This window comes from Halomonas sp. AOP13-D3-9 (genome assembly GCF_052379125.1).
Taxonomy (GTDB): Bacteria; Pseudomonadota; Gammaproteobacteria; order Pseudomonadales; family Halomonadaceae; genus Vreelandella.
Genome location: NZ_JBQSYH010000015.1, coordinates 64,201 through 87,146, shown reverse-complemented (window position 1 = coordinate 87,146; position 22,946 = coordinate 64,201). Strand labels below are relative to the sequence as shown.

General features: G+C 55.4%; 23 protein-coding genes and 1 tRNA gene. 9 read left to right on the top strand and 15 right to left on the bottom strand.

Annotated features, from left to right (window positions below; genetic code table 11):
- The gene (locus ACT3UM_RS16935) at positions 1–1,158 is read right to left on the bottom strand and encodes an amino acid ABC transporter permease (RefSeq protein WP_498900690.1); all 1,158 of its coding nucleotides are present in this window, start codon (positions 1,156–1,158) and stop codon (positions 1–3) included.
- A 131-nt stretch (positions 1,159–1,289) separates the two neighbouring features.
- Positions 1,290–2,324 carry an amino acid ABC transporter substrate-binding protein gene (locus ACT3UM_RS16930; protein WP_498900688.1) on the bottom strand — a complete coding sequence of 345 codons (1,035 nt, stop codon included), beginning with the start codon at positions 2,322–2,324 and terminating at the stop codon, positions 1,290–1,292.
- 291 nt (positions 2,325–2,615) lie between these two features.
- Between ACT3UM_RS16930 and ACT3UM_RS16925 the strand changes: the two genes are divergently transcribed.
- Positions 2,616–3,494 (top strand): LysR family transcriptional regulator, encoded by an 879-nt coding sequence (locus tag ACT3UM_RS16925; RefSeq protein WP_498900686.1) that lies wholly within the window; start codon positions 2,616–2,618, stop codon positions 3,492–3,494.
- Between the two features lie 507 nt (positions 3,495–4,001).
- On the opposite strand, the gene ACT3UM_RS16920 is transcribed toward ACT3UM_RS16925, so the two are convergent.
- The 9 genes from ACT3UM_RS16920 to ACT3UM_RS16880 all read right to left on the bottom strand — a co-directional run bounded on the left by ACT3UM_RS16920 (position 4,002) and on the right by ACT3UM_RS16880 (position 12,463).
- Complete coding sequence (locus ACT3UM_RS16920) at positions 4,002–4,958, bottom strand: branched-chain amino acid transaminase (RefSeq protein ID WP_498900684.1); 957 nt, start codon at positions 4,956–4,958, stop codon at positions 4,002–4,004.
- On the bottom strand, positions 4,955–6,061 hold the full coding sequence (locus tag ACT3UM_RS16915; protein WP_498900682.1) for a class II histone deacetylase: 1,107 nt from the start codon (positions 6,059–6,061) through the stop codon (positions 4,955–4,957). Before ACT3UM_RS16915 ends, ACT3UM_RS16920 begins: the two co-directional genes overlap by 4 nt.
- Positions 6,058–7,089: a histone deacetylase family protein gene (locus tag ACT3UM_RS16910; RefSeq protein ID WP_498900680.1), complete on the bottom strand. Its 1,032-nt coding sequence runs from the start codon at positions 7,087–7,089 to the stop codon at positions 6,058–6,060. Before ACT3UM_RS16910 ends, ACT3UM_RS16915 begins: the two co-directional genes overlap by 4 nt.
- Before the next feature lie 21 nt (positions 7,090–7,110).
- A complete protein-coding gene (locus ACT3UM_RS16905) occupies positions 7,111–8,385 on the bottom strand; it encodes a TRAP transporter large permease (protein WP_498900678.1) in 1,275 nt (424 codons plus the stop codon).
- Complete coding sequence (locus ACT3UM_RS16900) at positions 8,382–8,927, bottom strand: TRAP transporter small permease (protein ID WP_498900676.1); 546 nt, start codon at positions 8,925–8,927, stop codon at positions 8,382–8,384. The genes ACT3UM_RS16905 and ACT3UM_RS16900 overlap by 4 nt, the downstream gene beginning before the upstream one ends.
- 123 nt (positions 8,928–9,050) lie before the next feature.
- A complete protein-coding gene (gene dctP / locus ACT3UM_RS16895; protein WP_498900674.1) occupies positions 9,051–10,124 on the bottom strand; it encodes a TRAP transporter substrate-binding protein DctP in 1,074 nt (357 codons plus the stop codon).
- Positions 10,125–10,202: 78 nt separating this feature from the next.
- Positions 10,203–11,144, bottom strand: a complete 942-nt coding sequence (gene lhpI, locus ACT3UM_RS16890) for a bifunctional Delta(1)-pyrroline-2-carboxylate/Delta(1)-piperideine-2-carboxylate reductase (protein ID WP_498900672.1) — start codon at positions 11,142–11,144, stop codon at positions 10,203–10,205.
- A gap of 1 nt (position 11,145) precedes the next feature.
- Positions 11,146–11,502, bottom strand: a complete 357-nt coding sequence (locus ACT3UM_RS16885; RefSeq protein WP_498900670.1) for a RidA family protein — start codon at positions 11,500–11,502, stop codon at positions 11,146–11,148.
- A 193-nt stretch (positions 11,503–11,695) separates the two neighbouring features.
- Entirely contained in the window at positions 11,696–12,463 is a 768-nt protein-coding gene (locus ACT3UM_RS16880) for a helix-turn-helix transcriptional regulator (RefSeq protein WP_498900668.1), read from the bottom strand.
- Positions 12,464–12,651: 188 nt separating this feature from the next.
- On the opposite strand from ACT3UM_RS16880, the gene ACT3UM_RS16875 reads away from it, so the two are divergent.
- Positions 12,652–14,022 carry a glycosyltransferase gene (locus ACT3UM_RS16875; protein WP_498900666.1) on the top strand — a complete coding sequence of 457 codons (1,371 nt, stop codon included), beginning with the start codon at positions 12,652–12,654 and terminating at the stop codon, positions 14,020–14,022.
- A gap of 109 nt (positions 14,023–14,131) precedes the next feature.
- Positions 14,132–14,416, top strand: a complete 285-nt coding sequence (locus ACT3UM_RS16870; protein WP_498900664.1) for a helix-turn-helix domain-containing protein — start codon at positions 14,132–14,134, stop codon at positions 14,414–14,416.
- A gap of 2 nt (positions 14,417–14,418) precedes the next feature.
- On the opposite strand, the gene ACT3UM_RS16865 is transcribed toward ACT3UM_RS16870, so the two are convergent.
- The 3 genes from ACT3UM_RS16865 to ACT3UM_RS16855 all read right to left on the bottom strand — a co-directional run bounded on the left by ACT3UM_RS16865 (position 14,419) and on the right by ACT3UM_RS16855 (position 15,281).
- Positions 14,419–14,724 (bottom strand): addiction module antidote protein, encoded by a 306-nt coding sequence (locus ACT3UM_RS16865; protein WP_295714944.1) that lies wholly within the window; start codon positions 14,722–14,724, stop codon positions 14,419–14,421.
- On the bottom strand, positions 14,721–15,053 hold the full coding sequence (locus ACT3UM_RS16860; RefSeq protein WP_498900661.1) for a type II toxin-antitoxin system RelE/ParE family toxin: 333 nt from the start codon (positions 15,051–15,053) through the stop codon (positions 14,721–14,723). The genes ACT3UM_RS16865 and ACT3UM_RS16860 overlap by 4 nt, the downstream gene beginning before the upstream one ends.
- A 141-nt stretch (positions 15,054–15,194) precedes the next feature.
- Positions 15,195–15,281: transfer RNA gene (locus tag ACT3UM_RS16855), tRNA-Leu, on the bottom strand.
- Between the two features lie 114 nt (positions 15,282–15,395).
- Here ACT3UM_RS16855 and queA point away from each other — a divergent pair.
- From queA to secF, 5 genes are all read left to right on the top strand, one after another.
- Positions 15,396–16,427 carry a tRNA preQ1(34) S-adenosylmethionine ribosyltransferase-isomerase QueA gene (gene queA, locus ACT3UM_RS16850; protein ID WP_498900659.1) on the top strand — a complete coding sequence of 344 codons (1,032 nt, stop codon included), beginning with the start codon at positions 15,396–15,398 and terminating at the stop codon, positions 16,425–16,427.
- A 94-nt stretch (positions 16,428–16,521) separates the two neighbouring features.
- Positions 16,522–17,643 (top strand): tRNA guanosine(34) transglycosylase Tgt, encoded by a 1,122-nt coding sequence (gene tgt / locus ACT3UM_RS16845; protein WP_498900798.1) that lies wholly within the window; start codon positions 16,522–16,524, stop codon positions 17,641–17,643.
- 122 nt (positions 17,644–17,765) lie between these two features.
- Positions 17,766–18,092, top strand: a complete 327-nt coding sequence (gene yajC, locus ACT3UM_RS16840) for a preprotein translocase subunit YajC (RefSeq protein ID WP_007111584.1) — start codon at positions 17,766–17,768, stop codon at positions 18,090–18,092.
- A 132-nt stretch (positions 18,093–18,224) separates the two neighbouring features.
- Positions 18,225–20,078, top strand: coding sequence for a protein translocase subunit SecD (secD, locus tag ACT3UM_RS16835; protein ID WP_498900657.1), 1,854 nt, complete (start codon positions 18,225–18,227; stop codon positions 20,076–20,078).
- 49 nt (positions 20,079–20,127) lie between these two features.
- Positions 20,128–21,054: a protein translocase subunit SecF gene (secF, locus tag ACT3UM_RS16830; protein WP_498900655.1), complete on the top strand. Its 927-nt coding sequence runs from the start codon at positions 20,128–20,130 to the stop codon at positions 21,052–21,054.
- 87 nt (positions 21,055–21,141) lie between these two features.
- Here the strand turns inward: secF and ACT3UM_RS16825 are convergent, their stop codons facing one another.
- Complete coding sequence (locus tag ACT3UM_RS16825) at positions 21,142–21,936, bottom strand: inositol monophosphatase family protein (RefSeq protein ID WP_009288412.1); 795 nt, start codon at positions 21,934–21,936, stop codon at positions 21,142–21,144.
- A gap of 172 nt (positions 21,937–22,108) precedes the next feature.
- On the opposite strand from ACT3UM_RS16825, the gene ACT3UM_RS16820 reads away from it, so the two are divergent.
- Positions 22,109–22,861 (top strand): RNA methyltransferase, encoded by a 753-nt coding sequence (locus tag ACT3UM_RS16820; protein ID WP_498900652.1) that lies wholly within the window; start codon positions 22,109–22,111, stop codon positions 22,859–22,861.
- Positions 22,862–22,946: the final 85 nt, after the last annotated feature.

Here is a 22,946-nt window from a genome sequence, read left to right as displayed (position 1 = left end):
TTAACCGTGGGTGCGCAGGCTGATGCGGTAGTTGTAAATGTTCATCAGCAGCGATGTAATAAGGCTGATAGCGCAGTAGGTAGCCATCACTAAGGCAATACATTCGATCGCCTGACCAGTTTGGTTAAGTGTTGTACCTCCCGTGGCAGATACTAACTCCATGTAGCCTACAACCACGCCCAGAGAAGAATTCTTAATGATATTGAGGTAAGTGCTGGTGACTTGGGGAACCATCGGGTAAATTGCCTGGGGCACGATCAGGCGCAGCATGGCAGGCATTTCAGAGAAGCCTAGGGCGCTGGCTGCTTCGTACTGGCCGCGTGAAACGGACTGAATCGAGCCCCGCACGATCTCGGCAATATAGCTGGCACTATAAAAGGAGAGCGCTAACCAAAGTGCTAGCAGCTCCGGAGGTAAGTTGACTCCACCTTTAAAGCCAAAACCTTGCGAAACTGGCACATCCCATTGCCAAGAACTTCCAGTAAAGATGTATACGAGTACCGGAACTACAATGGCACCAGCCAATATCGCTGGCCACACTGGAGGGCCAAACCCCTTCCACTGTAAACCTGCTCGATGACGTGCAATCAGTGCGTAACCGAGAGCGGCGCCTCCAATGATAGACACGATCCCCCAGCCGACCAGCGAACCATCGGATGCCCATGCAACGGTCAATCCGCGATTGCTAAGAAAGGCACTATCCTGAAAAGAAATAGCTTGGCGGACATTAGGGAGGGCCAGCATAAGTCCGTACCACCAAATCAAATGCACAATGAGTGGCACGTTTCTAAGGAATTCAACTGCTAGATGACTAAGACGCCCCAGCAACCAGTTTTCAGAAACACGGCATACGCCAAGGAAGACACCAATAATCGTCGCGAAAACAATACTCAATACTGAGACAAATAATGTGTTGAGAAGCCCAACTGCGTAAGCACGCAAATAGGTATCATCCGGGCTATAGTCAATCAGTTGAAAGCTGATCGCATAGCCAGCCCGTTCTTGAAGAAAACCGAATCCCGAGGTGATGCCTAAAGCATCAAGATTTGCACTGGCATTACTGATCAGCACATAGAAAGCAACAGCAACAACGGCTAGCACAATACACTGCTGTAATGCGCTTAGTACGCGGGCATTATGAGCAATCTTGGTCCACATAGGTGTTACCTGTTGTTAGGCCGTGTGATGACGAAATAGCAGTTGAGACATGAGAGACAATACAAGGGCGGCCTGATAGCTTTATGATCCGAACGCCCCAGTCAATCGATGCCTACTAAGCAGGGACAGTTTTATCGAACGGGAGCAGCGTAGAGGATGCCATCATCACTCCACAGACGGTTAAGCCCGCGCTCGAAACTCAGTGGAGTATCGGGACCGACATTGCGATTAAAAATTTCTGCATAGTTTCCGACCTGCTTGATGGCCTGATATGCCCATGCATCATCCAGCCCGAACTTCTCTCCAATATGACCATCGCTACCAAGCAGCCGCGCAACACTGGGGTTGTTAGAATTGTTGCGTTTTTCTTCGACATTCTCTGACGTCACATCGAGCTCTTCAGCATTCATCAATGCAAAGGCAGTCCAGGTAACAATATCGCGCCATTGAGCGTCACCCTGAGGGACATAAGCACCCAAAGGCTCCTTTGAAATGGCGTCGGGTAGAAGGGTAAAGGCATCTGGGTCAGCAAACTGTGTTCGCCTTGACGCAAGACCGCTCATATCATTGGTGATGGCATCACAGCGGCCATGCTGAAAGGCGTTATACAATTCAGTGCTCTTCTCAATCACTACGGTGCTATAACTCATATCGCGACGGCCAAAATAGTCTTCAAGATTTTGCTCGGAGGTTGTACCAGGCGAGAGGCAGAAGACGGCACCATCAAGCTCTTCGATAGCGCTAACACCGAAGTCGGCATGAGTCATTACACCCTGACCGTCATAAAACCAAGGTGTTGTGAAGTCAACTCCAAGGTTGGCATCACGTGAAGCCGTCCAAGTAGTAGCGCGAGCCAGCACATCTACCTCTCCTGAGGCGAGTGCGGTAAATCGGTTTTTCGCCGTAGTGATCACAAAATCGACCTTACTGGCATCACCGAGTACCGCTGCGGCTACGCTGCGGCAGAGATCGACATCCATCCCAATCCATTCACCGTCATCGGTCAGGTAAGAGAAACCTGCCTTATCGCTGCTGACACCACAGCGCAATGTGTCACGATTTTTCACATCTTCGAGAAGACTGGCTTGAGCGCTGCTCATCATGGAGATACCAACACTTAGAACACCGTAGACTGCATATTTTTTCAATAAGAGTGGTTGTTTCATATCTTTATCCCTGTTTCGTCAAGTTTTTAAACTGACTTATTATGATATTGGTTTTCTTCTGCTCAATAACTCTACCCCCCCTAAGAATCTGTCGCGAGTGCTGACTGATCGCCATTCTTGCACTCAGTATCTAATATACGGATAGCCTAATATTAAAGATGCCCGCTAATCTGGCACACTAGCTACCAGTTCCAGTGCAGTTCTCAAGTAATATTGGTTAGCAATTTTATTGAACTCCGCATATGGCTTACAAACAGAGACTGCTATCCCTAAGGTCTATCTGGAGACGACATGGATATTAATTGGTACCAAGACTTTCTAGCACTTGCTGAAACGGGCAAATTCACAGCCGCTGCCAGCTTAAGGCAATGTTCGCAATCGACTTTAAGTCGCAGAATTCGGTTGCTGGAAAATCACCTATCCACACAGCTGTTTGATCGACATGTCACACCTATTCGCCTGACCCCATCTGGTAATGCGCTTACGCCTACTGCGGCTGAACTAGTACGGCTCTCTCAAGAATGCGAACAGAGTGTAAGAGTCCTTGACCACCCTCTGACCTTTGCGTCGTTGCATACGCTTGCCTGTAACTTCTTTCCACAATGGATATCTCAGTACTCCACTCTCGATGATCCATTATTTACACGGATCGATACTGGGCATAAAAGTACCGAAAATTATTACATGTCACTCGTGTCTGGGCGCAGCGACTTTATTCTGTTCTACCGTGACACTGAATCGGAGCGATATTTTCAGCGCGATGACTTTGAAGTGCTATCGCTAGGAACAGAAGAGCTTTATTGGGTAGGAACACCAGAGATGGCCAAATTATGCCAAGAGTCTTGTGGCACAATTCCTTGGCTCACTTATGCCAGGTCGGCGCAATTACATGAATTATCGCGACCTCAAGTAGCACGCCATCCTGAACCAAATCGCCTAAAAAGAACCTTCGAAGCAACTGTATCGGAAGCGCTCAAACCTATGGTCTCGTTAGGAATGGGGATCGCTTGTATGCCACATAACATGATAGCCCCTCTAATCGAGGAAGGCCGGCTAGTTAGACTATACCCCAAGATGCCCACGAATCATTTGGAGATAATTTTAGTGAGATGGCTAGGCAATCATAATGCAGCCGCTGATACTTTCTGGAAGCGTCTTGGCAGCAATTAGCCTTGATGACGAGTAATTTGGACACTATCCGCAATACGCGCTGATGAGTGAGAGTTATCTCTTCAAGACTGAGTTATCCGGTCTCGTCAAACGATTGGCACAGTATCGAGCTGAATGCTCAGGCGCCCCAATCCGACGCAATGGAGTAAACGGGTAGGGACATCTGGACGACGGAAATGGACTAAAAAATGAACAACCTGATTCACGATAATAGGACATTAGCGACAGTGTGGTTCTAGGGCCTGTTGACGTTTCACTCACGACCGCGCTGGCGCCCGTTTTTATTCGCGGCAAGGCAGGAGGAGAAATTTTTGGTTATTCCAAATGAACGACGACTAGCGCCGCCGCATGTAAGAACGGACCCAGCCCTTCGGATTGCGCCTTGTTTGGCACTCTTTGAGGCAGCAACGCGGTTCGCGATGAAACGTCAGCAGGCCCTAGCTGAGGCGCTATAAAAAATCTGGGCTAGGAATACGTCAAAAGGTATAAATAATGATTTACGATACCTTAAGCAGGAGTGAGCCAGTGGCCGAAGTCATCCAGCTCGCCGCGCACCGCCTGACGATATAGACCCTGCAGTTGAGCAGTGACGCTGTCGGGGCTGATGGGTTCGTTGATGGGTGGAGAGCCAGCACGTCCACCAATACGACGACCATCTAGCTCGCGCAGCGGCAGTATTTCAGCGGCTGTGCCGGTTAAGAAGGCTTCATCGGCGGTGTAGAGCTCGTCGCGGGTAATCCGCCGCTCGCGCACCTCAATACCCAGCACCTTTTGCGCCAGCTGAATCACGCTATCCCGAGTGATGCCTTGAAGGCATGAGGTCACTTCTGGCGTATGCAGCACGCCATCCCGCAGCAGAAAGACGTTGGCTGCCGAGGCCTCGGCCACGTAGCCCTCCGGGTCGAGCATAATGGTTTCATCGAAACCGGCCTTGATCGCGGTATTCAGTGCCAGTATCGAGTTGACGTAGTGTCCATTGGTTTTCGCCCGGCAGAGGCTGATATTAACGTGGTGACGCGCCCAGGAGGAGGTCAGTGCGCGCAAACCATGGGTCGCGGCCTGGGGTGAAATGTACGGGCCTAAATCCCAGGCGGCCACCATTACATGGGTGGTTAATCCTTGAGCACGCAATCCCATACCTTCCGCGCCGAAAAACACCGTGGGCTTGAGATAGGCGCTGCTCAGGTTGTTTTTCGCCAAGCACTGGCGCTGGGCGTCGATCAGTTCCACTTCGCTAAACGGCAGCGGCATATCCAGCGAATGGGCACTTTCTGCCAAACGGCGGGTATGTTCAGCGGCTCTGAAAAGATGCGTGCCGCTGGGGCCTGCGTAGGCTCGTACGCCCTCAAAACAGCCCATGCCGTAGTGCAATGTATGGGACAACACATGCACCTTGGCGTCGCGCCACGCGCGCCATTCACCATCCTGCCAAATCCAACCATCGCGATCATAAAGCGGTGTCATTGTTTGAGTTGCTCCCACTGTTGGCGCCAGCTATCAATTAAGGTTTGCTGGTGCGGTTGCAGGGCCTGATAGCCCCAAGCGGCAATTTCGTCGTTTTGTGGGTCGGGCACGGCAATGGCGCTGCCCGCCAAGGTTTGGATCACCGCGTGGCCGCACAGCGGCACATAGCCTTCCGAATAGCCGCCTTCGTGAATAAACACCAGCTTGCCATCGCAGCAGCGATCGGCAAGTGCTTTAAGCTGGGCGGTCATGGTGGCGAACGCTTGGCTATTGAGCAACATTTTGCCTAATGGGTCTTTGGCACAGGCGTCGTAACCGCAGGCCACCACGATGAGTTCGGGGTCAAAGGTTTCAAGCGCGGGCAGCACTAACGTTTCCATCGCGTAGGCGTAGGCACCCAAACCACAGCCGGGGGGTAGCGGCAGGTTAAGGTTGGCGCCACGGCCTTTACCCTCGCCTAGCTCGTCAAAACCGCCGGTTTCTAGCGGGTAGTTTTCCGCTTGGTGGATGGAAACAGTCAACACCTCTGGTTCGCTATAAAACGCCGCCTGTTGGCCGTTACCGTGGTGAACATCCCAATCGAGTATCGCCACCCGGTTCACCTGCCCCAAAGCGCGGGCGCGCTTGACCGCCACGGGTATATTGCCGAGCAGACAAAATCCGCGGCCCTGGTCAGCTTCAGCATGGTGGCCTGGCGGGCGGCATAGGGCGTAGGCGTTGCTTACGTCACCCAACGCCACGGCTTCAACGGCGGCAATGGCCAACCCGGCGGACTGTGTGGCCGCTGCCCAACTACCGGGCATATAAGGCGCGCAGTCGCCACCATTGCCGCCACGCGCTTTATCCCCCGCCTGCAGTTCATCTAAATAACGCGGGGTATGAAAGCGCAGCAGATCATCCAGCGTCGCGGCAGGCGGTTTCACCACGCGAAGCTCGTCAATCAGCCCACTGACCTCAAGAATATTCTTCAGCCGCCGTTTGCTTTCCGGGCTTTCCGAAGCGGCTTGGGGCTGCAAGAACTCACCGGGCGCGGAGAACACGCCAATGGCGCCCAAATCATGCCAGAAACAGCGTTCGTGCCAGTAAAAACCGGTTCTGCTCATGCCGTAAAACCCTGCATAAACGCGGTCAGATTGGCGCTTAGGTGTTCAGTGGGGTAACCGCCTTCCTGAATAATCACCATGGGTAGCGACAGCGCCGCCAAGCGTTTGCCTACTTCGACAAACGCTTCGGTTTCCACCGTAAGTCCCGCTAGCGGGTCATCTTTATGAGCATCTAACCCTAGCGCCACCACGACGGCTTCTGGCTCGTAGCGCTGCAGGTGATCAATCAAAATCGCCAAAGCATCAAGATAAACCTCACCGTCGCTGCCTACCGGCAAGGGCAGATTAACGTTAGCGTCCACGCCCTCCTCTCCGCCCTCTTCATCAGCGCCGCCCCAAAAGAAGGGATAAAAATCGCTAGGGTCCGCGTGCAGCGAGCCCGTCCAGACATCGCTGCGGTGATAGAAGATATCCTGGGTGCCGTTGCCGTGGTGGAGATCCACATCGATGATCGCCACCTTGGCAAAGCGTTCACGCAGCACCGTGGCGGCCAGCGCTGAGTTGTTCAGCAGGCAAAAGCCACCGGCGCGCTCTGGCCCGGCATGGTGACCCGGCGGGCGGCATAGCGCGTAGGCCGTTGGCGCACCATTTAGCACCTCTTCGGCTGCCGCAGCCGCAGTGGCGGCAGAAGCCAGCGCTCCACGAAAGCTAGTAGCACTCAGCGGGCAGGCCATGTCGTGCAGGTGCCAGCCTGCCTGCCCAATGGGGTGGCGCGGGTAGTGGTGGCCGCCTCCACAGGGGTGAATATTGGGCGCGACAAACTCTGCAGCGTTAGGCAGCTTCTGCCAACGCTCATATATGGTTTCCAAAAACGATAGGTAGCGCGGCGAGTGGATCTTCTCTAAGCGCTTACGCAGCGTTGGCGAATCGGCCTCAGCAGGCGCGGTCAGGGTCAGCCCTGCCGTTGCCAGCCCCTGGGTAAGCAGCTCGGCACGCACCGGGCCTTCCGGCGACGCGGCGGGCTGGCCGCGCAGCAGAAAGGTCGGCGGCGCATGCAACGCCTGATCAGGGTGATAAAAACACTTCATGGGTCGCAGTCCTTAGCTAAATTACAGCAGTGACGGAATCCAGGTGGAGAGCGCAGGGAACGCCGCCAGTAACACAATCACCACTAAAAACGACACGTAAAACGGCAGCGAGGCCACAATCGCCCGTTCGTAGGGCACCTCGGCTATTCGCGCGGCGGTCATCAGCGTCATCCCCACCGGCGGCGTCACGTTGGAAATATTCAGCACCACGATCATCAAAATAGCGAAGTGCAGCGGGTCAAAACCGAGTTGAATCATCGCAGGCACCAGCACTGGTGCAATCACCACCAGGGCAGGCAGCACGTCCATCACTGTGCCAATCACCAAGAGTAGCAGACACACCAGCATCAGTTGCACAAAGGCCACATCGCTAAAAGTGGTGATCATGCTGGCCGCATCCCTGGCGATGCCCGAGCGGGTGACGAACCAGCCCAGCACCGCTGAGGTTGCCAGCAGAAAAAACACTACCCCGGAGAAGCGCACCGTGGTCACCAGCGAATCCCAAATTTTGCGCCAGGTAAGATTACGGTAGAACACCACGCCAATCACAATGGCGTAAACCGCCGCAAAGCCCGAGGCTTCGGTAATCGTGGTCAGCCCCGAAAGAATTCCACCGAGGATAATCAGCGGCACTACCATCGCAGGTAGCGCAACCAACAGCGCAATGATGGCTGCCTTAAAGGGTGTCGGCGCCTGTTTCGGGTAGTTGCGCTTCCAAGCCAGGAAGAAGCTAACGCCCAGCAGCGCCAGCGCCATCAACAGGCCGGGAATGATGCCACCCGCGAATAGGTCAATCACCGAGATATCCCGTAGCAGCGTGGCGTAGACCACCATCACCACGCTGGGCGGAATAATCGGCCCGATGATCGATGAACAGGCGGTGACCGCGGCGGCATATTCGGCATCGTAGCCCTGCTTTTTCATCTCAGGGATCATGATTTTGCCAATCGCAACGGTATCGGTGACCGCCGCGCCGGTAAGACCCGCAAAAAACACCGAGACTGAGATATTCACGTGGGAGAGCGACCCGCGCACCCGGCCAAACAGCGCATTATTAAACGCGATCAGCTTATGGGTCAGCCCGCCCTGATTCATTAGCTCAGCGGTGAAAATAAAGTAGGGCACGGCGATCAACAAAAAGCCCGAAACGCCGGAGAACATACGGTCAGCGATAATCCCCAGCATGCGCTCGCCACCTAACGCAAAGCCGCCTGCCAGCCCCGACATCGCCATCACCACCGCCACCGGTGCGCCGATAAACAGCAGCACGACAAACGCAATAATCGCAGGAGTCATGAGCGGTGCTCCCCATCAGTGGTGTCGATGAGTTCGCCAATCACGTCCTGCTCATCGATGAAGTGCTCCAGCAGGGCAAAGCCATGCACCAGATGCAGCAGCATGATCACACCGCTAATGGGTATGACAATGGCGGTGAACTTGCTGGGAATGCGGATTTGATCAGAGACCATGTAGACCTGGGTGGCACTGGTGAAGTAATCCCAGCCGTACCACGTCAGCATCAGTGCAAACAGGCCAATTACCGCCAAACAGAGTCCGGCAGCCACCTGCACCATCACGCGGGGCAAGCTGCGAACCAGTAGCGTCATGGCGACGTGTTCGCCGTAGCGCAGTGAAATCGTCATGGAGAGAAAGCCGATCCAGGGCAGAAACAGCCGCGCCAGCGAGTAGGTCCAGCTTAGCGTGCTGCCAGTGATCAACTTATAGAGAAACGCGGTAAACGAGATGCCTAGCATTGCCAGAATACAGCCCACACACACCACGATGGCCACCTGATTGACGCTATCGCTCAGGCGGCGCAAAGGTTGTAATACGCCCATAGCACTTCCTCACGCCAGGGCGGGCATTGCCGCCCCGGCGTTAATTAACAGCTGGCCGCACTGTTATTGACCCCAGTTTGATTGACCCCGGCTTTATTGACCCTGAATCTATTGACCCTGAATCTATTGACCATAGATGCGGTAGTCATCGTCCGCTAACTGCTGGCCGACGCGCTCGACTTCGTCCAGCAGCCCCTGCACGCGAGCTTCGTCCATACCGAAGTCATCGACGATCCACTCCTGCCAAGCGGGGCGAGCAATTTCCGCCATGCGTTCACGCTCGGCGTCAGGCATCAGGTAGCACGCTTCGAAGCGCTCGCAAGACTCCACCCAGCTTGCGGTCGCCAAAGCGCCTGACATGCCATGGCTCAACTGAATCGCTTCCCGCGCGGAGCTGACCAACGCCTGCTGATACTCCTCGGGTAGCGATTGGTACCAGGACTCACTAACCATCCAGGGCGCGCTGTTATACACATGCCCGGTGAGCGTGGTGTAGTCGGTGACCGCATCGAAGTTGAAGGTGGTATTGAGCACCGGCGCATTGAACTGGCCATCGGCAAGGCCGGTTTCCAGCGCGGTGATCAGCTCGCCCCAGGGCAGCGGCGTGGCAGAAGCACCTAGCGAGCGCATGATCGCCACGTGGGCGGGGTTCTCTTCGGTACGAATATTGAGGCCTTCCAAGTCTTCGACGGTCTCAATCAAGCGCACGTTATTGGTGAAGGCAACAAAACCGCCGCCATCGTCGAAGGTGCCCAAATAACGCATATCGGCGGCTTCGACGGTGCCGGACATAAAGTCAGCAAACCATTCGCTATCAAAGAAGCTCCATGCCTGACGCCAGTTGGTGAACAGGAAGGGGGCTGTGACGACTTGGTAGTCTTCGTAGAAGGAGGACATCGCCCCGGCCGACATAATGGTCGACTGTAGCGTACGCCCGCCCTGCACTTCCGAGCCGTTCTCCACTTCAGAGCCTAGCTGCCCGCCGCCGAAGATATTGACCTCAAGATCCCCGTCGGTGCGTGCTTCCACCAGGTTTTTGAAATGCACCAGCGCCGGATAGATTTCGTTGTTGCTCATATCTTCCGGAATCTGAGTAGCGATCACCATCTCATAGGATTGTGCTTGCGCATTAGCACTGGCAATAGCCAGAGGAAGTGCCGCCAAGGCGGCGATCAGTACAGATTTTTTAGCGTTCATAACATACCTCGTTTTGATTATTAGTCGGTCTTCGTTATGGCTGGCGGTGCCACCTGAACGGTAGCGATGTCGGTCTTGTTATGGTTGTGCGGGCAGTGACTCCCATACTTCTATCGCGGCGGCCAAGTCTTCAAGCGACGCGCCTACCGATTTGAATAGCGTGATAGCCTCCATCCCAGAGCGTCCCGATTTCGTCCCTGCTAACACCTCTGCAAGCTCCGCCTGAATCTGGTCGAACTGGAATTCGCCCTCTTCAATGGCTTGCAGAATATCGCCCGCTTCGCCTTTGGCACCGGCGTAGGTGTCTACAAATACTTCTGAGCATCGCAAACATAGCGCATCGGTTTCGCGCATCTGGGGACGAAATGCGCCGATCAAATCCAGGTGGGTGCCGGGCGTTAGCCACTCGCCTTTGATCAGCGGCTGATTGGAGAGCGTCACGCAGCTAATAATGTCCGCTTCTGCTACTGCGTCCGCTAACGCTTCCACTACATGGGTCTCAAAACGCTCGGCGTACTCGTCGGCTATCGACGCCGCCTTGCTGGGGTTACGCCCCCAAATCAGCACCCGCTTGATAGGCCGCACGCTGGCGTGGGCTTCAATCACCATAGGCGCCAGCTTGCCCGTGCCCACTACCAGCAGCGTTTCTGCATTCTCATTCGCCAAGGCTTGGGCAGCCAGCGCAGAAGCAGCCGCCGTGCGGCGCCGGGTAAGCTCACTGCCATCGATACACGCCAGCGGCTGGCCGTGTTTGCCCTCGCTGAGCAGGTAAAGCCCAGAGATCGCCGGGATACCATAGTCGGCATTTTGCGGAAACACATTAACCATCTTGACGCCGATATAGCCCGCCGCTTCCCAGGCGGGCATTAATAGCATGGTGGCTTCGCCATCCGGCCGGTGCATCGCATGGTGATGGCGAGGAGGAGACTCCACGCCGTTCACGAACGTCGTATGTAGCCGTTTAATCAAGCCATCCCACGTCAGGTGGCGCGTGACCTCTTCGGCAGAAACAACCCGCATATCAGGCCTCCGGCAGCGCGGCTACCACCATGATTTCCACTTTCCACTCAGGCTTGGCGAGCTGGGCTTCAAGCGCTGCACGCACAGGCGGGCGACCGGGCACGACCCAGGCGTCCCAGGCAGCGTTCATTTGGTCGAACTCCGCCATGCTGGTGACCCAGATTTGCGCTGAAATAAGATGCTCTTTCGAGGTGCCCGCTTGGGCTAGCAGTTGATCGATACGCGTCAGCACCTGCTCGGTTTGGCCGCGCATATCCGCCGTGGCATCAGGGGGAACCTGGCCGGCGAGGTAAACGGTGCCGTTGTGAATCGCCACTTGGCTCATACGCGCATTGCTGTCTTGATAGGTAACGCTCATGGTGTTGCTCCTTGAAAGCGGTGCTGCTGATATAAAGGGTGTTGATATAAGGGATTAGTCAAAGACTAAAGCGCTAGCAGGCAAATTACTTGCCCGACACTGAGGTAGATTTGCCCGCAAGTCATGCAGGCATGAAAATTTTATCACTTACGGTCAGGCGAGGGACTAGCGGTCAGATGAGAGAGATGAGGGCCTAACGATCTGAAGATGGGGAAAGCTCAAAATAACGCCGATAGGCGCGGGAGAAACTGCCCTGATCGCGAAAGCCGACCAGCATGGCGATATGCCCCAGACTGAGCGTGCTATGGCGGACTAACGTACGCGCATGTTCCAAGCGCCTGCGCTGCACATAGGCCAGCGGCGTTACGCCGGTCAGCTCGCGAAAGCAGCTGTGAAAATGCCCGGGGCTCAAGGCACACAGCGCGGCGAGCTGCTCCACACGGATCTCGTCGGCCAGGTGCTGATCCAGCCAAGCATCCAAACGGGCTAGGTCGAGGCGTTCACTAATACAGTGCTGCCCCAGCTGCCCAGCGGCGGTAGGCGTCGCATCCTGCAAATACATATAAAGCGCGCGCAGCAGCAGAATCGCAATTTCATTCTGTAGCGCCGGGCACTGTTCAAGCTGATTGGCCAAGGCGTGGGTGAGCTGGTTTAACGCCGGAGGCACGCTAAAAAAGCGCGGCTTATCGAACAGGCGCTCAATCTCGCTGCCTTTTTCAAGCGTGGCTAAGTGCGCAACCGGGATATCCAGCACCAAGGTACGGTTGCTGCCATCACCCTGAAACTCGTGATGACGCGACGAGGGAATCAGACAGCCGCGGCGGGCGGTCACCCTTTCCCCTTGCCCTTCCATGGAAAGCTCTGTGACGCCACAGGTAGCCAAAATCAGCTGGTGAAAATCGTGGGTATGGGCCACCTGCTCTTGGGCTAAGTTGCGGCTATGCAGCTCAAAAAGGGCCATGGTGAAATACCATCTTTCGTCGAATGCGAGTTATTCACTATAAAACGGCTAAGCAACAAAAAGCGAGGTGGTAGCCAACTGTGGGTTAACGCTCTCCCAAAGTGGCGCAATGCGGATGAAAAGCTGTCATCTGCCAGTCATGGGCTCGGGTTAGGGTGGAAATAAGCTGCCATAAGAGTTTAAACAACATGCCACAGCGTCGACGCCCCCCTCTCAACTCTCCGCTCAGTGACCAGGAAGTTGCGGCCCTCACCCAGTTAGCCAACGGCAATGCGCTGCACCGGCAGCGTGAAGCTGACCGCCAGGCACGGCAGGCATCTGCGTTGACGCTGCTTCACGCTACGGCGTCAACGGCTGAGGCGCAGCCGGGAAGCATGAAAATATTGATGATCTCGGATGTCTACTTCCCCCGCGTCAACGGCGTGTCTACCTCTATCGCCAGCTTTCTCGGCGCCCTGGAACGCCTGGGTCACTCGGTCACGCTGATCTGCCCCGACTACCCGTTGGGCCAAGTGGCCGAACCAGGCGTGATGCGCATCCGTTCGCGCCGGATACCCGGCGACCCGGAAGATCGCATGATGCGCTACAGGGATCTGCTCGCCCTGACACCGCAGCTTGCAGATGTGGCTTTTGACCTTATTCATGTCCACACCCCCTTTACCGCTCACTATGCCGGTGTTGCTCTGGGTCGTCGGCTCAACATTCCAGTGATAGCCACTTATCACACGCTCTTTGAAGAGTATATTCATCACTATATCCGCTGGCTTCCGCGACGCTGGCTGCGCCTTGCCGCGCGCAGGCTTTCAGTGCACCAGTGCCAGCAGCTCGACGCTTTGGTCGCTCCTTCACGGGCAATGCAGGACGCACTTTCCCGCTACGGTGTGACCACGCCTACCACGGTAATTGCTACCGGCCTGGCGCTGGAGTCGTTCTGCCACTCACAGGGTGGTCAGGATGACAGCGACTTTCGCACCCACTACAACCTGCCACAAGAAGCACAATTGCTGCTCTATGTAGGCCGCGCCGCTTTTGAGAAGAACATAGACTTTCTGATCGACATGCTGCCCAAGGTATTAGCCGAACACCCCACCACCCGGCTCATCATTACCGGCGAAGGCCCGGCCCATGACTCGCTTGTTCAGCGCGCCCAGGAAGTGGGCGTGGCAGACGCGGTGCTGTTTCTCGGTTATCTCGGCCGCAACGGCCCACTGCAAGCCGCCTACCGCGCCGCCGACGTGTTTGTGTTTGCGTCACGCACGGAAACCCAAGGACTAGTCCTGCTGGAGGCGATGGCACTGGGCACGCCGGTGGTTTCCACCGCCATGATGGGCACGCTGGATGTATTGAAAGAAGGTGAAGGCTGTCTAATCGCCGAGGATAACCATGACGACTTCGCCGCCAAGGTAAATCGCCTGCTAAGTGATGAACCCCTGCGCCAACAGCTCGCCGAACGCGCCCAAAGCTACGCTGCCAGTTGGCACGAGGATGCCAAAAGCGAAGAGCTTGTGGCTCTTTACCGAAAGCTTACGGATGAGCGGTTGGCTAATGCGAATAATTAAGCGCGAAAATCTAGCTTTCCTTAAGAGTCTAAAGTGACTGCCCAAGTTCAATATTCAGAAAACTCGAAAGCGATTAAAATCGGTGGAAAGCACACCAAGGGGGAAACTCATGCACATTGAAGAAAGCACTGAAAATGTTTATGGCGACATTCACAGCAATAATGTTAAAGAAATGCTGCTCAAAGCGCGGCTTGCCGCCACCATTGGCGAAGTGATCAAACAACGCCGTCTCACCCACGTGCAAGCGAGTGAATTAACAGGCTTACCTCAGCCTAAAATGTCTGCCCTGCTAAAAGGCCAGTTTCGAGAAATCAGTGAAGCGAAAATGCAGGAATGCTTGGCTCAATTAGAGCGCGATGTTAGTAACGCCAACAGGCCCAAGCTATCTAGCTAGGCTCACGAAGCCTGCCGGGTTAAGTCATGAAAGTGCACACCAGTGGCTTTTATGACCGCGGTCATTGTGCGCAAAGTAGGGTTACCCTTAGGCGATAACGCGCGGTACAGGCTTTCCCTTGATAGCTTGGCACGTTCAGCCACGACTGCCATTCCACCCTGGGCCTCCACCACATGACGAAGCGCCATTAGAAAGGCCGTTTCACCGCCCTCCTCATCCAACTCATCAAAAGCAGTGCGTAAATAATCGATAGCCATATCAGGGTCTTCACGTAGCATGGTAATCACAGCATCATCATGGCTTTTCATTTCTTCAACCTCTTACGGTAATCCACTAAAAATGCCTTAGCCTGTTCAATATCAGCCTGCTGGCGTTTTTTAGTACCGCCAGTTAGTAGCAGAACCAATCGTCTTCCCACTTTAGCGTAATAGACGCGATAGCCCGGGCCATAGTCGATACGAAGCTCTATAACGCCGTCGCCGACACTTTTAGTATCGCCCGCATTACCGGCGACAAGTCGGTTAAGGCGCGTTAATACGCGCATAACAGCCTGCCGATCTTTCGCCTTAGTAGCATCTAGCCAAGCTTGGAAGGGATCATGACCATCCGCGGTCAAGTAATGCGAGAGTGACGTCATAAACACAATGTAGCCTAAAAGCTACAACCTTGCAGGCGTCAACTAATATATTTGTGTTGGTGCGACCAAAACGCGACCAAACACGCATACGATGGGAATTACAGACACAAAAAAAGGCACCTAAGTGCCTGATTTTAAATTTGGTGCCGGTAGCCAGACTCGAACTGGCACACCCGTAAAGGCGGCGGATTTTGAATCCGCTGCGTCTACCAATTCCGCCATACCGGCAATGCGTGCGTAGTATACGTAAATTTCTAGTTAGGTCAATCACATTGACTGACTTTATCCAGCCAAAGCGCTATCCTATGCCGCCTGTTTGATCAACGCTAAGAGTTATACGCCATGCAGCGCGCGGATTTTCATTACGAGCTACCCGACGAATTAATTGCTCGCTACCCTTCTGAGCAGCGTAGCGACTGCCGTTTGCTGTGCGTGGATGGCCAGAGCGGTGCGCTGGAGCATCGCCGTTTTCCTGATTTGCTTAAGCTTTTAGAGCCCGGCGACCTGCTGGTGTTTAACGATACCCGGGTGATTCCGGCGCGCCTGCACGGCCATAAGGCCAGCGGCGGCAAGGTGGAGATGCTGCTTGAGCGCCCGCTGGATGCTCACCGTGGCCTGGCGCATATTCGTTCAAGCAAATCGCCGAAACCTGGTACCGAGCTGATTTTCGAAGGTGACGTTCACGCCGTCGTAGAAGGCCGCCGCGATGCGCTGTTCGAGCTGCGCTTTCTGGGCGATACGCCGATGATTGCGCTGCTGGAAAAGCACGGCCATATGCCGCTGCCACCGTATATCACCCGGGAAGATGAGCTCAGCGACCGTGAGCGCTACCAAACTGTTTACGCGCGGCGTGACGGCGCGGTGGCGGCGCCTACGGCGGGGCTGCATTTTGACCAACCGCTGCTGGATGCCCTCGCGGATAAAGGTATTAACCGCGCCTTTGTTACCCTACATGTGGGCGCGGGCACCTTTCAGCCGGTGCGGGTGGACAATATTCTTGAACACCATATGCACAGCGAGTGGATCGAAGTTACCGAAGAGACCTGCCGGCAGGTGCGCGAGACCCTGGCAGCAGGCAAACGTGTAGTGGCGGTCGGCACCACCAGCGTGCGTTGCCTGGAAAGCGCCTGCATGAAAAGCAGCGATGGGCAGATCGCGCCCTATAGCGGCGACACCGACATTTTCATCTACCCCGGTTACCAGTGGCGCTGTGTGGATGCTTTAATTACCAATTTCCATTTGCCTGAATCGACGCTGCTGATGCTGGTCTCCGCCTTTGTGGGCTATGACACCACCATGCACGCCTACCAACGGGCAGTGGCCGAGCGCTATGCATTTTTTAGCTATGGCGATGCCATGCTACTGACCCGCTAGTTGTTGACTGCTGATTGTTGACCCGCTGGCCCTGCACCCGTCGCGCCAAACGAACGAGATTAACGAGTTACTTTATATGCGAAACGAATGTTTTATGCGCTTTGAGCGCCTGGCCGACGATGGCCGCGCCCGTCGTGGACGTCTCCATTTCCCCCGCGGCACGGTGGAAACCCCAGCATTTATGCCAGTAGGCACCTACGGCACGGTGAAAGGCATGACGCCAGATTCCGTCAAAGAGATCGGCGCCGAAATCATCCTGGGTAACACCTTTCACCTCTGGCTGCGCCCCGGTACCGAGGTGATTGAAGCCCACGGCGACCTGCACGATTTTGCCCAGTGGGATAAACCGATCCTCACCGATTCCGGCGGCTTCCAGGTCTTCTCCCTGGGCGAAACCCGCAAGATAACCGAGCAGGGCGTGCACTTCCGCTCGCCGGTGGATGGCAGCAAAGTGTTTATGGGTCCGGAAGAGTCCATGGCGGTGCAGCGTTCGCTGGGCTCCGATGTGGTCATGATCTTTGATGAGTGCACGCCCTACCCGGCCACCTTTGAGGAAGCCGAGAAATCCATGGAGTTGTCGCTGCGCTGGGCCAAACGCTCGCGGGATGCCCATGGCGACTCGCCTTCCGCGCTGTTCGGCATTATTCAGGGCGGTATGCACCCCGAACTGCGCGAACGCTCGCTCAAAGGGCTGCTGGAGATCGGCTTTGATGGTTTGGCGATTGGCGGCCTTTCCGTCGGCGAGCCTAAAGAAGAGATGATCAAGGTGCTCGACTACCTGCCCACCTGGATGCCCGATGAGAAGCCACGCTATTTAATGGGGGTCGGCAAGCCCGAAGACCTGGTGGAAGGCGTGCGCCGGGGTGTGGATATGTTCGATTGCGTGATGCCTACCCGCAATGCCCGTAACGGCCACCTGTTTACCTCGGAAGGCACGGTCAAAATCCGTAACGCCAAGCATCGTTTCGATACTCGCCCGCTTGATGAAGAGTGCGACTGCCATACCTGCCAGCATTTCTCGCGGGGCTATTTGCACCATTTGGATCGCTGCAATGAAATGCTTGGCTCGATGCTCAACACCATCCACAACTTACGCTACTACCAGCGTGTAATGGCTGATTTGCGCGCGGCAATTGAAGCGGGTACATTGACGGCCTTTGTGGAAGGCTTTTATGCGCGGCGTGGCTTGCCAGTGCCTCCGCTAAGCCAGCCCTGACGAATTAATCACCACGCGCCTTGGCGCGTGGTTTAAACTGTTTGGCTATGTTTTAAAAACCAAGCTTTTAAAAACCAAGCATCTACAAACCTAAGCTTTTTCTAACTCAGGAGTTCTCTGCAATGCTGGATTTCTTCATCTCACCAGCTCATGCCCAAGAAGCCGCCGCCGGCGGTGGTATTGCGCAAATCGTCATGCTGGTTGGCTTCGTGCTGATTTTCTACTTCCTGTTGTGGCGCCCGCAGGCCAAGCGCGCTAAGCAGCACAAGCAGCTGGTCACCAACTTGGATAAAGGCGATGAGATCGTCATTGGCGGCGGTTTGGTGGGTCGTATTACTAAAGTGAGCGACGAATTCCTGACTATCGAGATTTCTGAAGGCACCGAAGTTAACGTGCAGAAGAACGCCGTTGCCGCCGTACTGCCTAAAGGCACCATCAAGTCCATCTAAGCCTTGTAATTTCCCCTGCCGACCAGTGCCAGCCACCCCGGCAGGGGTGACATGGTATAAATGATGGTGAACTTTGCTGTGCACGGCGTGTCCGTGCACAGCATTCCGTTTGTAATTGAAGGCAGGGCTTGCATGCTCAACCGTTACCCCCTGTGGAAGTATCTGCTGATACTGGTCGTCCTGGTGGCTGGCCTTATCTACTCGCTTCCCAATCTATTCCCCGAAGATCCCGCCATCCAAATTAGCAGCGCCCAAGGCGACTCGCTTGATGCGCGTCAGATAGACCGTGTCGAAACCGCGCTCAGCGAAAACGATATTGCGATCAAAGCGCTCGAAGAAGAGAACGGGCAGTGGCTCATTCGCTTGCGCCACGACGATGATCAACTTCCTGCACGCGACATTGCCACTGACCTGTTAGGCGATGAGGCAACGGTAGCCCTTAATCTCGCTGAAGCAACCCCCGAATGGCTGCAGGCGTTTTCCGCCTCGCCCATGACGCTGGGTCTTGATCTCCGCGGTGGTGTGCACTTCCTGCTCGAAGTCGATATGGAAGCCGCGCTAACTCAACGCCTGGAAGTTAACGCCAGCGCCATGCGTGAACTGCTGCGCGACGAGCGTATTCGTTACCGCAATACCGATATCGAAGAGCGCTCGCTGTCGATCGATTTTGCCAGCGCCGAAGACCGCGATACCGCGCGCAGCCTGATCAGCCGTGACTTTCCTGAATTTGAATACAGCAGTGAAGGCGATGGCCGCGCTTCAACGTTGGTCATGACGCTGAGCGATCAGTCGGTAAATGAAATTCAGGATTACGCGATCAACCAGAACTTGACCACCTTACGCAACCGGGTCAACGAACTGGGTGTCGCGGAGCCTATGGTGCAGCGCCAAGGCCCCAACCAAATTGTCGTAGAGCTGCCGGGCATCCAGGACACCGTTGCAGCTAAGCGGATTGTGGGCGCCACCGCTAACCTGGAATTCCGCCTGGAAGCGCGCAACGATACGCCGGACAACGAAACGGAAACCCTCACCTTCCGTAATGAGCCTTCGCGCACCGCTGAACTAATGCGCGATGTGATCATAACCGGCGATAGTGTATCCAGTGCCAGCAACAGCTTCGATGAGAATGGCCGCCCGCAGGTCAATATTGATCTGGACGGCACCGGCGGTACGCTGATGAATCGCGCTACGCGGACCAATATTGGTCGCAATATGGCGGTGCTGTTTATCGAGCACAAAAGCGAAGACACGGTAGTCACCGACCCGGAAACCGGCGAAGAGACTATTGAGCGTGAGCCCTACGTTGAGCGCGGTCTAATCAGCTTGGCGACGATTCAAAGTGCGCTGGGCAACAGCTTCCGTATCACCGGCTTGGATTCGCCGACAGAAGCGGCTGAACTGGCGCTTCTGCTGCGCTCGGGCTCACTTGCGGCCCCCATCTACTTTGTCCAAGAGCGCACCATTGGGCCAAGCCTGGGCGCTGAGAACATCGAGCGCGGGCTACTTTCAGTACAGATCGGCTTGCTGCTGGTCGTGCTGTTTATGCTGGTGCGCTACAAGGTGTTTGGGATATTTGCCAATATCGCCCTGGCGCTGAACTTAACGCTGCTGGTCGCGGTAATGTCGATGCTGGGGGCTACGCTGACGCTGCCAGGGATTGCCGGTATCGTACTGACGCTGGGCATGGCGGTGGATGCCAACGTGCTGATTTTCGAGCGAATACGTGAAGAACTGCGTAACGGCATGTCGGTTCAGCAAGCGATCCAAGCCGGTTATGAGCGCGCCTTCACCTCCATCGTCGACGCTAACATCACCACACTACTGGTGGCCGTTATCCTGTTCTCGATTGGCACTGGCCCGGTTAAAGGGTTTGCCGTCACGCTCTCTATCGGCATTTTAACGTCGTTGTTCACGGCGTTAATGGTGACTCGTGCCATGGTCAACCTGACCTATGGCAGCAAACCCGTCAAAAAGCTGTGGATTTGAAAAGCACGAATGTAAACCACGTGCTTAGCCCAGAATTTAAGAGGTGGTAATGAAACCCCTGTCACACTTGCAAATCGACTTTATGGGGCGGCGCAAGCTCGCGTATATCGTCTCCGCATTGCTACTGATCGTGTCGATTGGCGCCATCCTGTTCCAGCAGCTCAATCTAGGGCTGGATTTTACGGGTGGTACGCTGATAGAGGTGCGCTACGGTGCCGCACCCTCCCTGGACGCTATTCGTGTTTTGCTCGAAGAGAGCGGCTTCCAAGATGTCTCGGTGCAAACCTTTGGGGCGTCGTCAGAAGTATTGATCCGCCTCCAGCAGGCGTTTGATGCCGATGTTGGCGGTGAGGTTGTTAACCTGCTGCGCTCCAGTGGTGATAGCGTCGACCTTGTGCGCTCTGAGTTTGTTGGCTCCCAGGTCGGCGACCAGCTGCGCGACCAAAGCGGACTCGGCCTGCTGGTGGCCCTCGGCGTGGTCATGCTCTACGTCGCCTTCCGCTTTCAGTATAAGTTTGCGATTGGTGCGCTGCTGGCCCTAATGCACGACGTGATTATTGTGGTGGGCTTTTTTGCGCTGTTTCAGCTCGACTTCGACCTCACCGTGCTGGCGGCTATCCTGGCAGTCATCGGCTACTCGCTGAACGACACCATCGTGGTTTATGACCGCGTCCGCGAAGCCATCCGCACTTCGCGGATCGACGACATGCCGCAGATCTTCAACGAAGCAATTAACGCCACGCTCTCGCGTACGCTAGCAACGTCGGGCACTACCTTACTGGTCCTGCTCGCGCTGCTGCTGCTCGGCGGCGATATGATTAAGAACTTCGCCATTGCGCTGCTGGTCGGGATCGTCATAGGTACGTTCTCGTCTATCTACATTGCTGCGGCGCTGCTGCTACCGCTGAAGCTGTCGCGGGAAGATTTGATTCCCACCAAGAAAGAGCTCGACGAAGAAGAGGAAGAGCTGCCTTAACAGCGGATTCTCCAGCTACAAAAAAGCCCCTCTTGGTTTCCAAAAGGGGCTTTTTTTATTCGCCGTAAACGGCTTAGGCAGTGCCGTTTAGAAGTGCGGCGTTAGCTGTTTGATCAGCGCTTTATAAAGGCGCGGCCCGGCAGCCATTAACTGTCCTTCTACCTTCACCGTGGGCTGGCCGTCTGGCGTTCCCATCAAGGCACCCGCTTCTTTCAGGAACAGCGTACCTACCAGCATATCCTGCTCTTCCAAGCCAAGTACAAAAGCGCTATCCACTCGCCCAGTGGCCAACTCGCACAAATCCAGCAGCCCACACCCCGTGGCCAGCAGGTTTTCTACCTGTGGGGCAAGCTGCTGTGAAACGGTTAGATAGGCTGGTAAATTGCGCGGGCGCAGCCAAACTTCCGGCAGGCTCATGGCCATGCGCGTGCCGCTGATGGCAGTCGGCTTGCTAACGCGCATGCGCTTGTCGTTGTGCTGGGCGCCGCGGCCGCGGCTGGCGATATATTCATCGTCGGCGAACGGGCAGATAATCACTGCGTGTTCGGGACGACCTTTGATAAGACACACCACTGAGAGTGCAAAGCCCTTACCGGCAACGGCTAAATTTGAGTAGCCGTGCATCGGTTCAATTTTCCAGACGATATCCGCGCCTTCACCTTCACCCGCGCGATGCGGCGTAAAGCGGCCAGTAACACCGTGCTGGGGATAACCGCGCTCCAACTGCTGAACAATCGTCGCTTCGGCCTTGCGCGCCGTCTCGTCAAGCAGGCGGTCAAGGTTAAATTCATCGTGCGCGTTTTCAATACGTTCGCGTACGCGTAGGAAGTGTTCAACAGCGCTGCGCGCTGCGCGCAACGTAAATTGGACCATCGGATTCATGGTTGGGCCTTGTCACAGTGATGTTAAAGAACGTGATGCTAATAATATGGGTCGGCGCAGTATCCGCCTTTGGCGCGTAATTCTAGCAGACCGCTCTCGGGCATGCCATCGACTCATGCTAGACTGCGCGCTTTACGCCTATTTACCGAGCACTATTTCACCGGGCCCTATCATGCTTGAGCGCATTCGCATTGTTTTAATCGGCACCAGTCATCCTGGCAACATCGGCGGCGTGGCACGCGCCATGCACAATATGGGCTTGGCAGACTTAGCCCTTGTTGCCCCCCGCTGTGAAGTGATTGCTCAGGACAGTATTTCCCGGGCGTCCGGCGCTGACCACCTCCTCCATCAAGCCAGCGTGCATGCCACACTCGAAGAGGCGGTGGCTGATTGCACCCTGGCGGTGGGCGCCAGTGCACGCTCGCGCACGCTGCCCTGGCCAATGCTCTCGCCCAGAGAGTTAGCTGATCGCCTGCCCGGCGAGTGCCAGCCTGCTGATGCCCGTGTGGCGCTGGTATTCGGGCGCGAAGACAGCGGCCTGACCAACGCAGAGCTACAGCGCTGCCACGCCCATGTGCATATTCCCACCAACGCCGATTTTAGCTCGCTTAATTTGGCTGCGGCGGTTCAGGTACTCGCCTATGAGTGTCGTATGGCCTGGTTGAGCCAGGCTGACGCACCCGCAGTCGAAACTCATGCTGACGATGATCTGGCCACCCACGCCGAGCTTGAGCGCTATTTTGAACATTTAGAGCGCACGCTGATTGGTATTGATTTTCACGACCCCGATCAGCCGCGGCAGCTGATGGCAAGACTGCGCCGTTTATACCTGCGCGCCCGCCCAGAGCGCATGGAAATGAATATTTTGCGCGGAATTCTATCGGCCACCGAAAAGGCGGCGAACACCAAGCCACCCAAGCCGTAATTTATTAGGCAGGAAACGCTAAACTTGAAGTTGATGCTGCGTGCCCCAACTTCGCTATTCTGCTAACGTGATTTCTCTATTGATA

Coding starts and splice junctions, on each gene's coding strand:
- ACT3UM_RS16900 (WP_498900676.1), bottom strand. CDS start 8,927: ATGGGCGTATTACAACCTTTGCGCCGCCTGAGCGATAGCGTCAATCAG.
- ACT3UM_RS16905 (WP_498900678.1), bottom strand. CDS start 8,385: ATGACTCCTGCGATTATTGCGTTTGTCGTGCTGCTGTTTATCGGCGCA.
- ACT3UM_RS16860 (WP_498900661.1), bottom strand. CDS start 15,053: ATGACGTCACTCTCGCATTACTTGACCGCGGATGGTCATGATCCCTTC.
- ACT3UM_RS16920 (WP_498900684.1), bottom strand. CDS start 4,958: ATGACACCGCTTTATGATCGCGATGGTTGGATTTGGCAGGATGGTGAA.
- yajC (WP_007111584.1), top strand. CDS start 17,766: ATGCTGGATTTCTTCATCTCACCAGCTCATGCCCAAGAAGCCGCCGCC.
- secF (WP_498900655.1), top strand. CDS start 20,128: ATGAAACCCCTGTCACACTTGCAAATCGACTTTATGGGGCGGCGCAAG.
- ACT3UM_RS16885 (WP_498900670.1), bottom strand. CDS start 11,502: ATGAGCGTTACCTATCAAGACAGCAATGCGCGTATGAGCCAAGTGGCG.
- ACT3UM_RS16935 (WP_498900690.1), bottom strand. CDS start 1,158: ATGTGGACCAAGATTGCTCATAATGCCCGCGTACTAAGCGCATTACAG.
- ACT3UM_RS16925 (WP_498900686.1), top strand. CDS start 2,616: ATGGATATTAATTGGTACCAAGACTTTCTAGCACTTGCTGAAACGGGC.
- tgt (WP_498900798.1), top strand. CDS start 16,522: ATGCGCTTTGAGCGCCTGGCCGACGATGGCCGCGCCCGTCGTGGACGT.
- ACT3UM_RS16915 (WP_498900682.1), bottom strand. CDS start 6,061: ATGAGCAGAACCGGTTTTTACTGGCACGAACGCTGTTTCTGGCATGAT.
- ACT3UM_RS16910 (WP_498900680.1), bottom strand. CDS start 7,089: ATGAAGTGTTTTTATCACCCTGATCAGGCGTTGCATGCGCCGCCGACC.
- queA (WP_498900659.1), top strand. CDS start 15,396: ATGCAGCGCGCGGATTTTCATTACGAGCTACCCGACGAATTAATTGCT.
- secD (WP_498900657.1), top strand. CDS start 18,225: ATGCTCAACCGTTACCCCCTGTGGAAGTATCTGCTGATACTGGTCGTC.
- ACT3UM_RS16870 (WP_498900664.1), top strand. CDS start 14,132: ATGCACATTGAAGAAAGCACTGAAAATGTTTATGGCGACATTCACAGC.
- ACT3UM_RS16825 (WP_009288412.1), bottom strand. CDS start 21,936: ATGAATCCGATGGTCCAATTTACGTTGCGCGCAGCGCGCAGCGCTGTT.
- ACT3UM_RS16820 (WP_498900652.1), top strand. CDS start 22,109: ATGCTTGAGCGCATTCGCATTGTTTTAATCGGCACCAGTCATCCTGGC.
- ACT3UM_RS16865 (WP_295714944.1), bottom strand. CDS start 14,724: ATGAAAAGCCATGATGATGCTGTGATTACCATGCTACGTGAAGACCCT.
- lhpI (WP_498900672.1), bottom strand. CDS start 11,144: ATGCGGGTTGTTTCTGCCGAAGAGGTCACGCGCCACCTGACGTGGGAT.
- ACT3UM_RS16880 (WP_498900668.1), bottom strand. CDS start 12,463: ATGGCCCTTTTTGAGCTGCATAGCCGCAACTTAGCCCAAGAGCAGGTG.
- dctP (WP_498900674.1), bottom strand. CDS start 10,124: ATGAACGCTAAAAAATCTGTACTGATCGCCGCCTTGGCGGCACTTCCT.
- ACT3UM_RS16875 (WP_498900666.1), top strand. CDS start 12,652: ATGCCACAGCGTCGACGCCCCCCTCTCAACTCTCCGCTCAGTGACCAG.
- ACT3UM_RS16930 (WP_498900688.1), bottom strand. CDS start 2,324: ATGAAACAACCACTCTTATTGAAAAAATATGCAGTCTACGGTGTTCTA.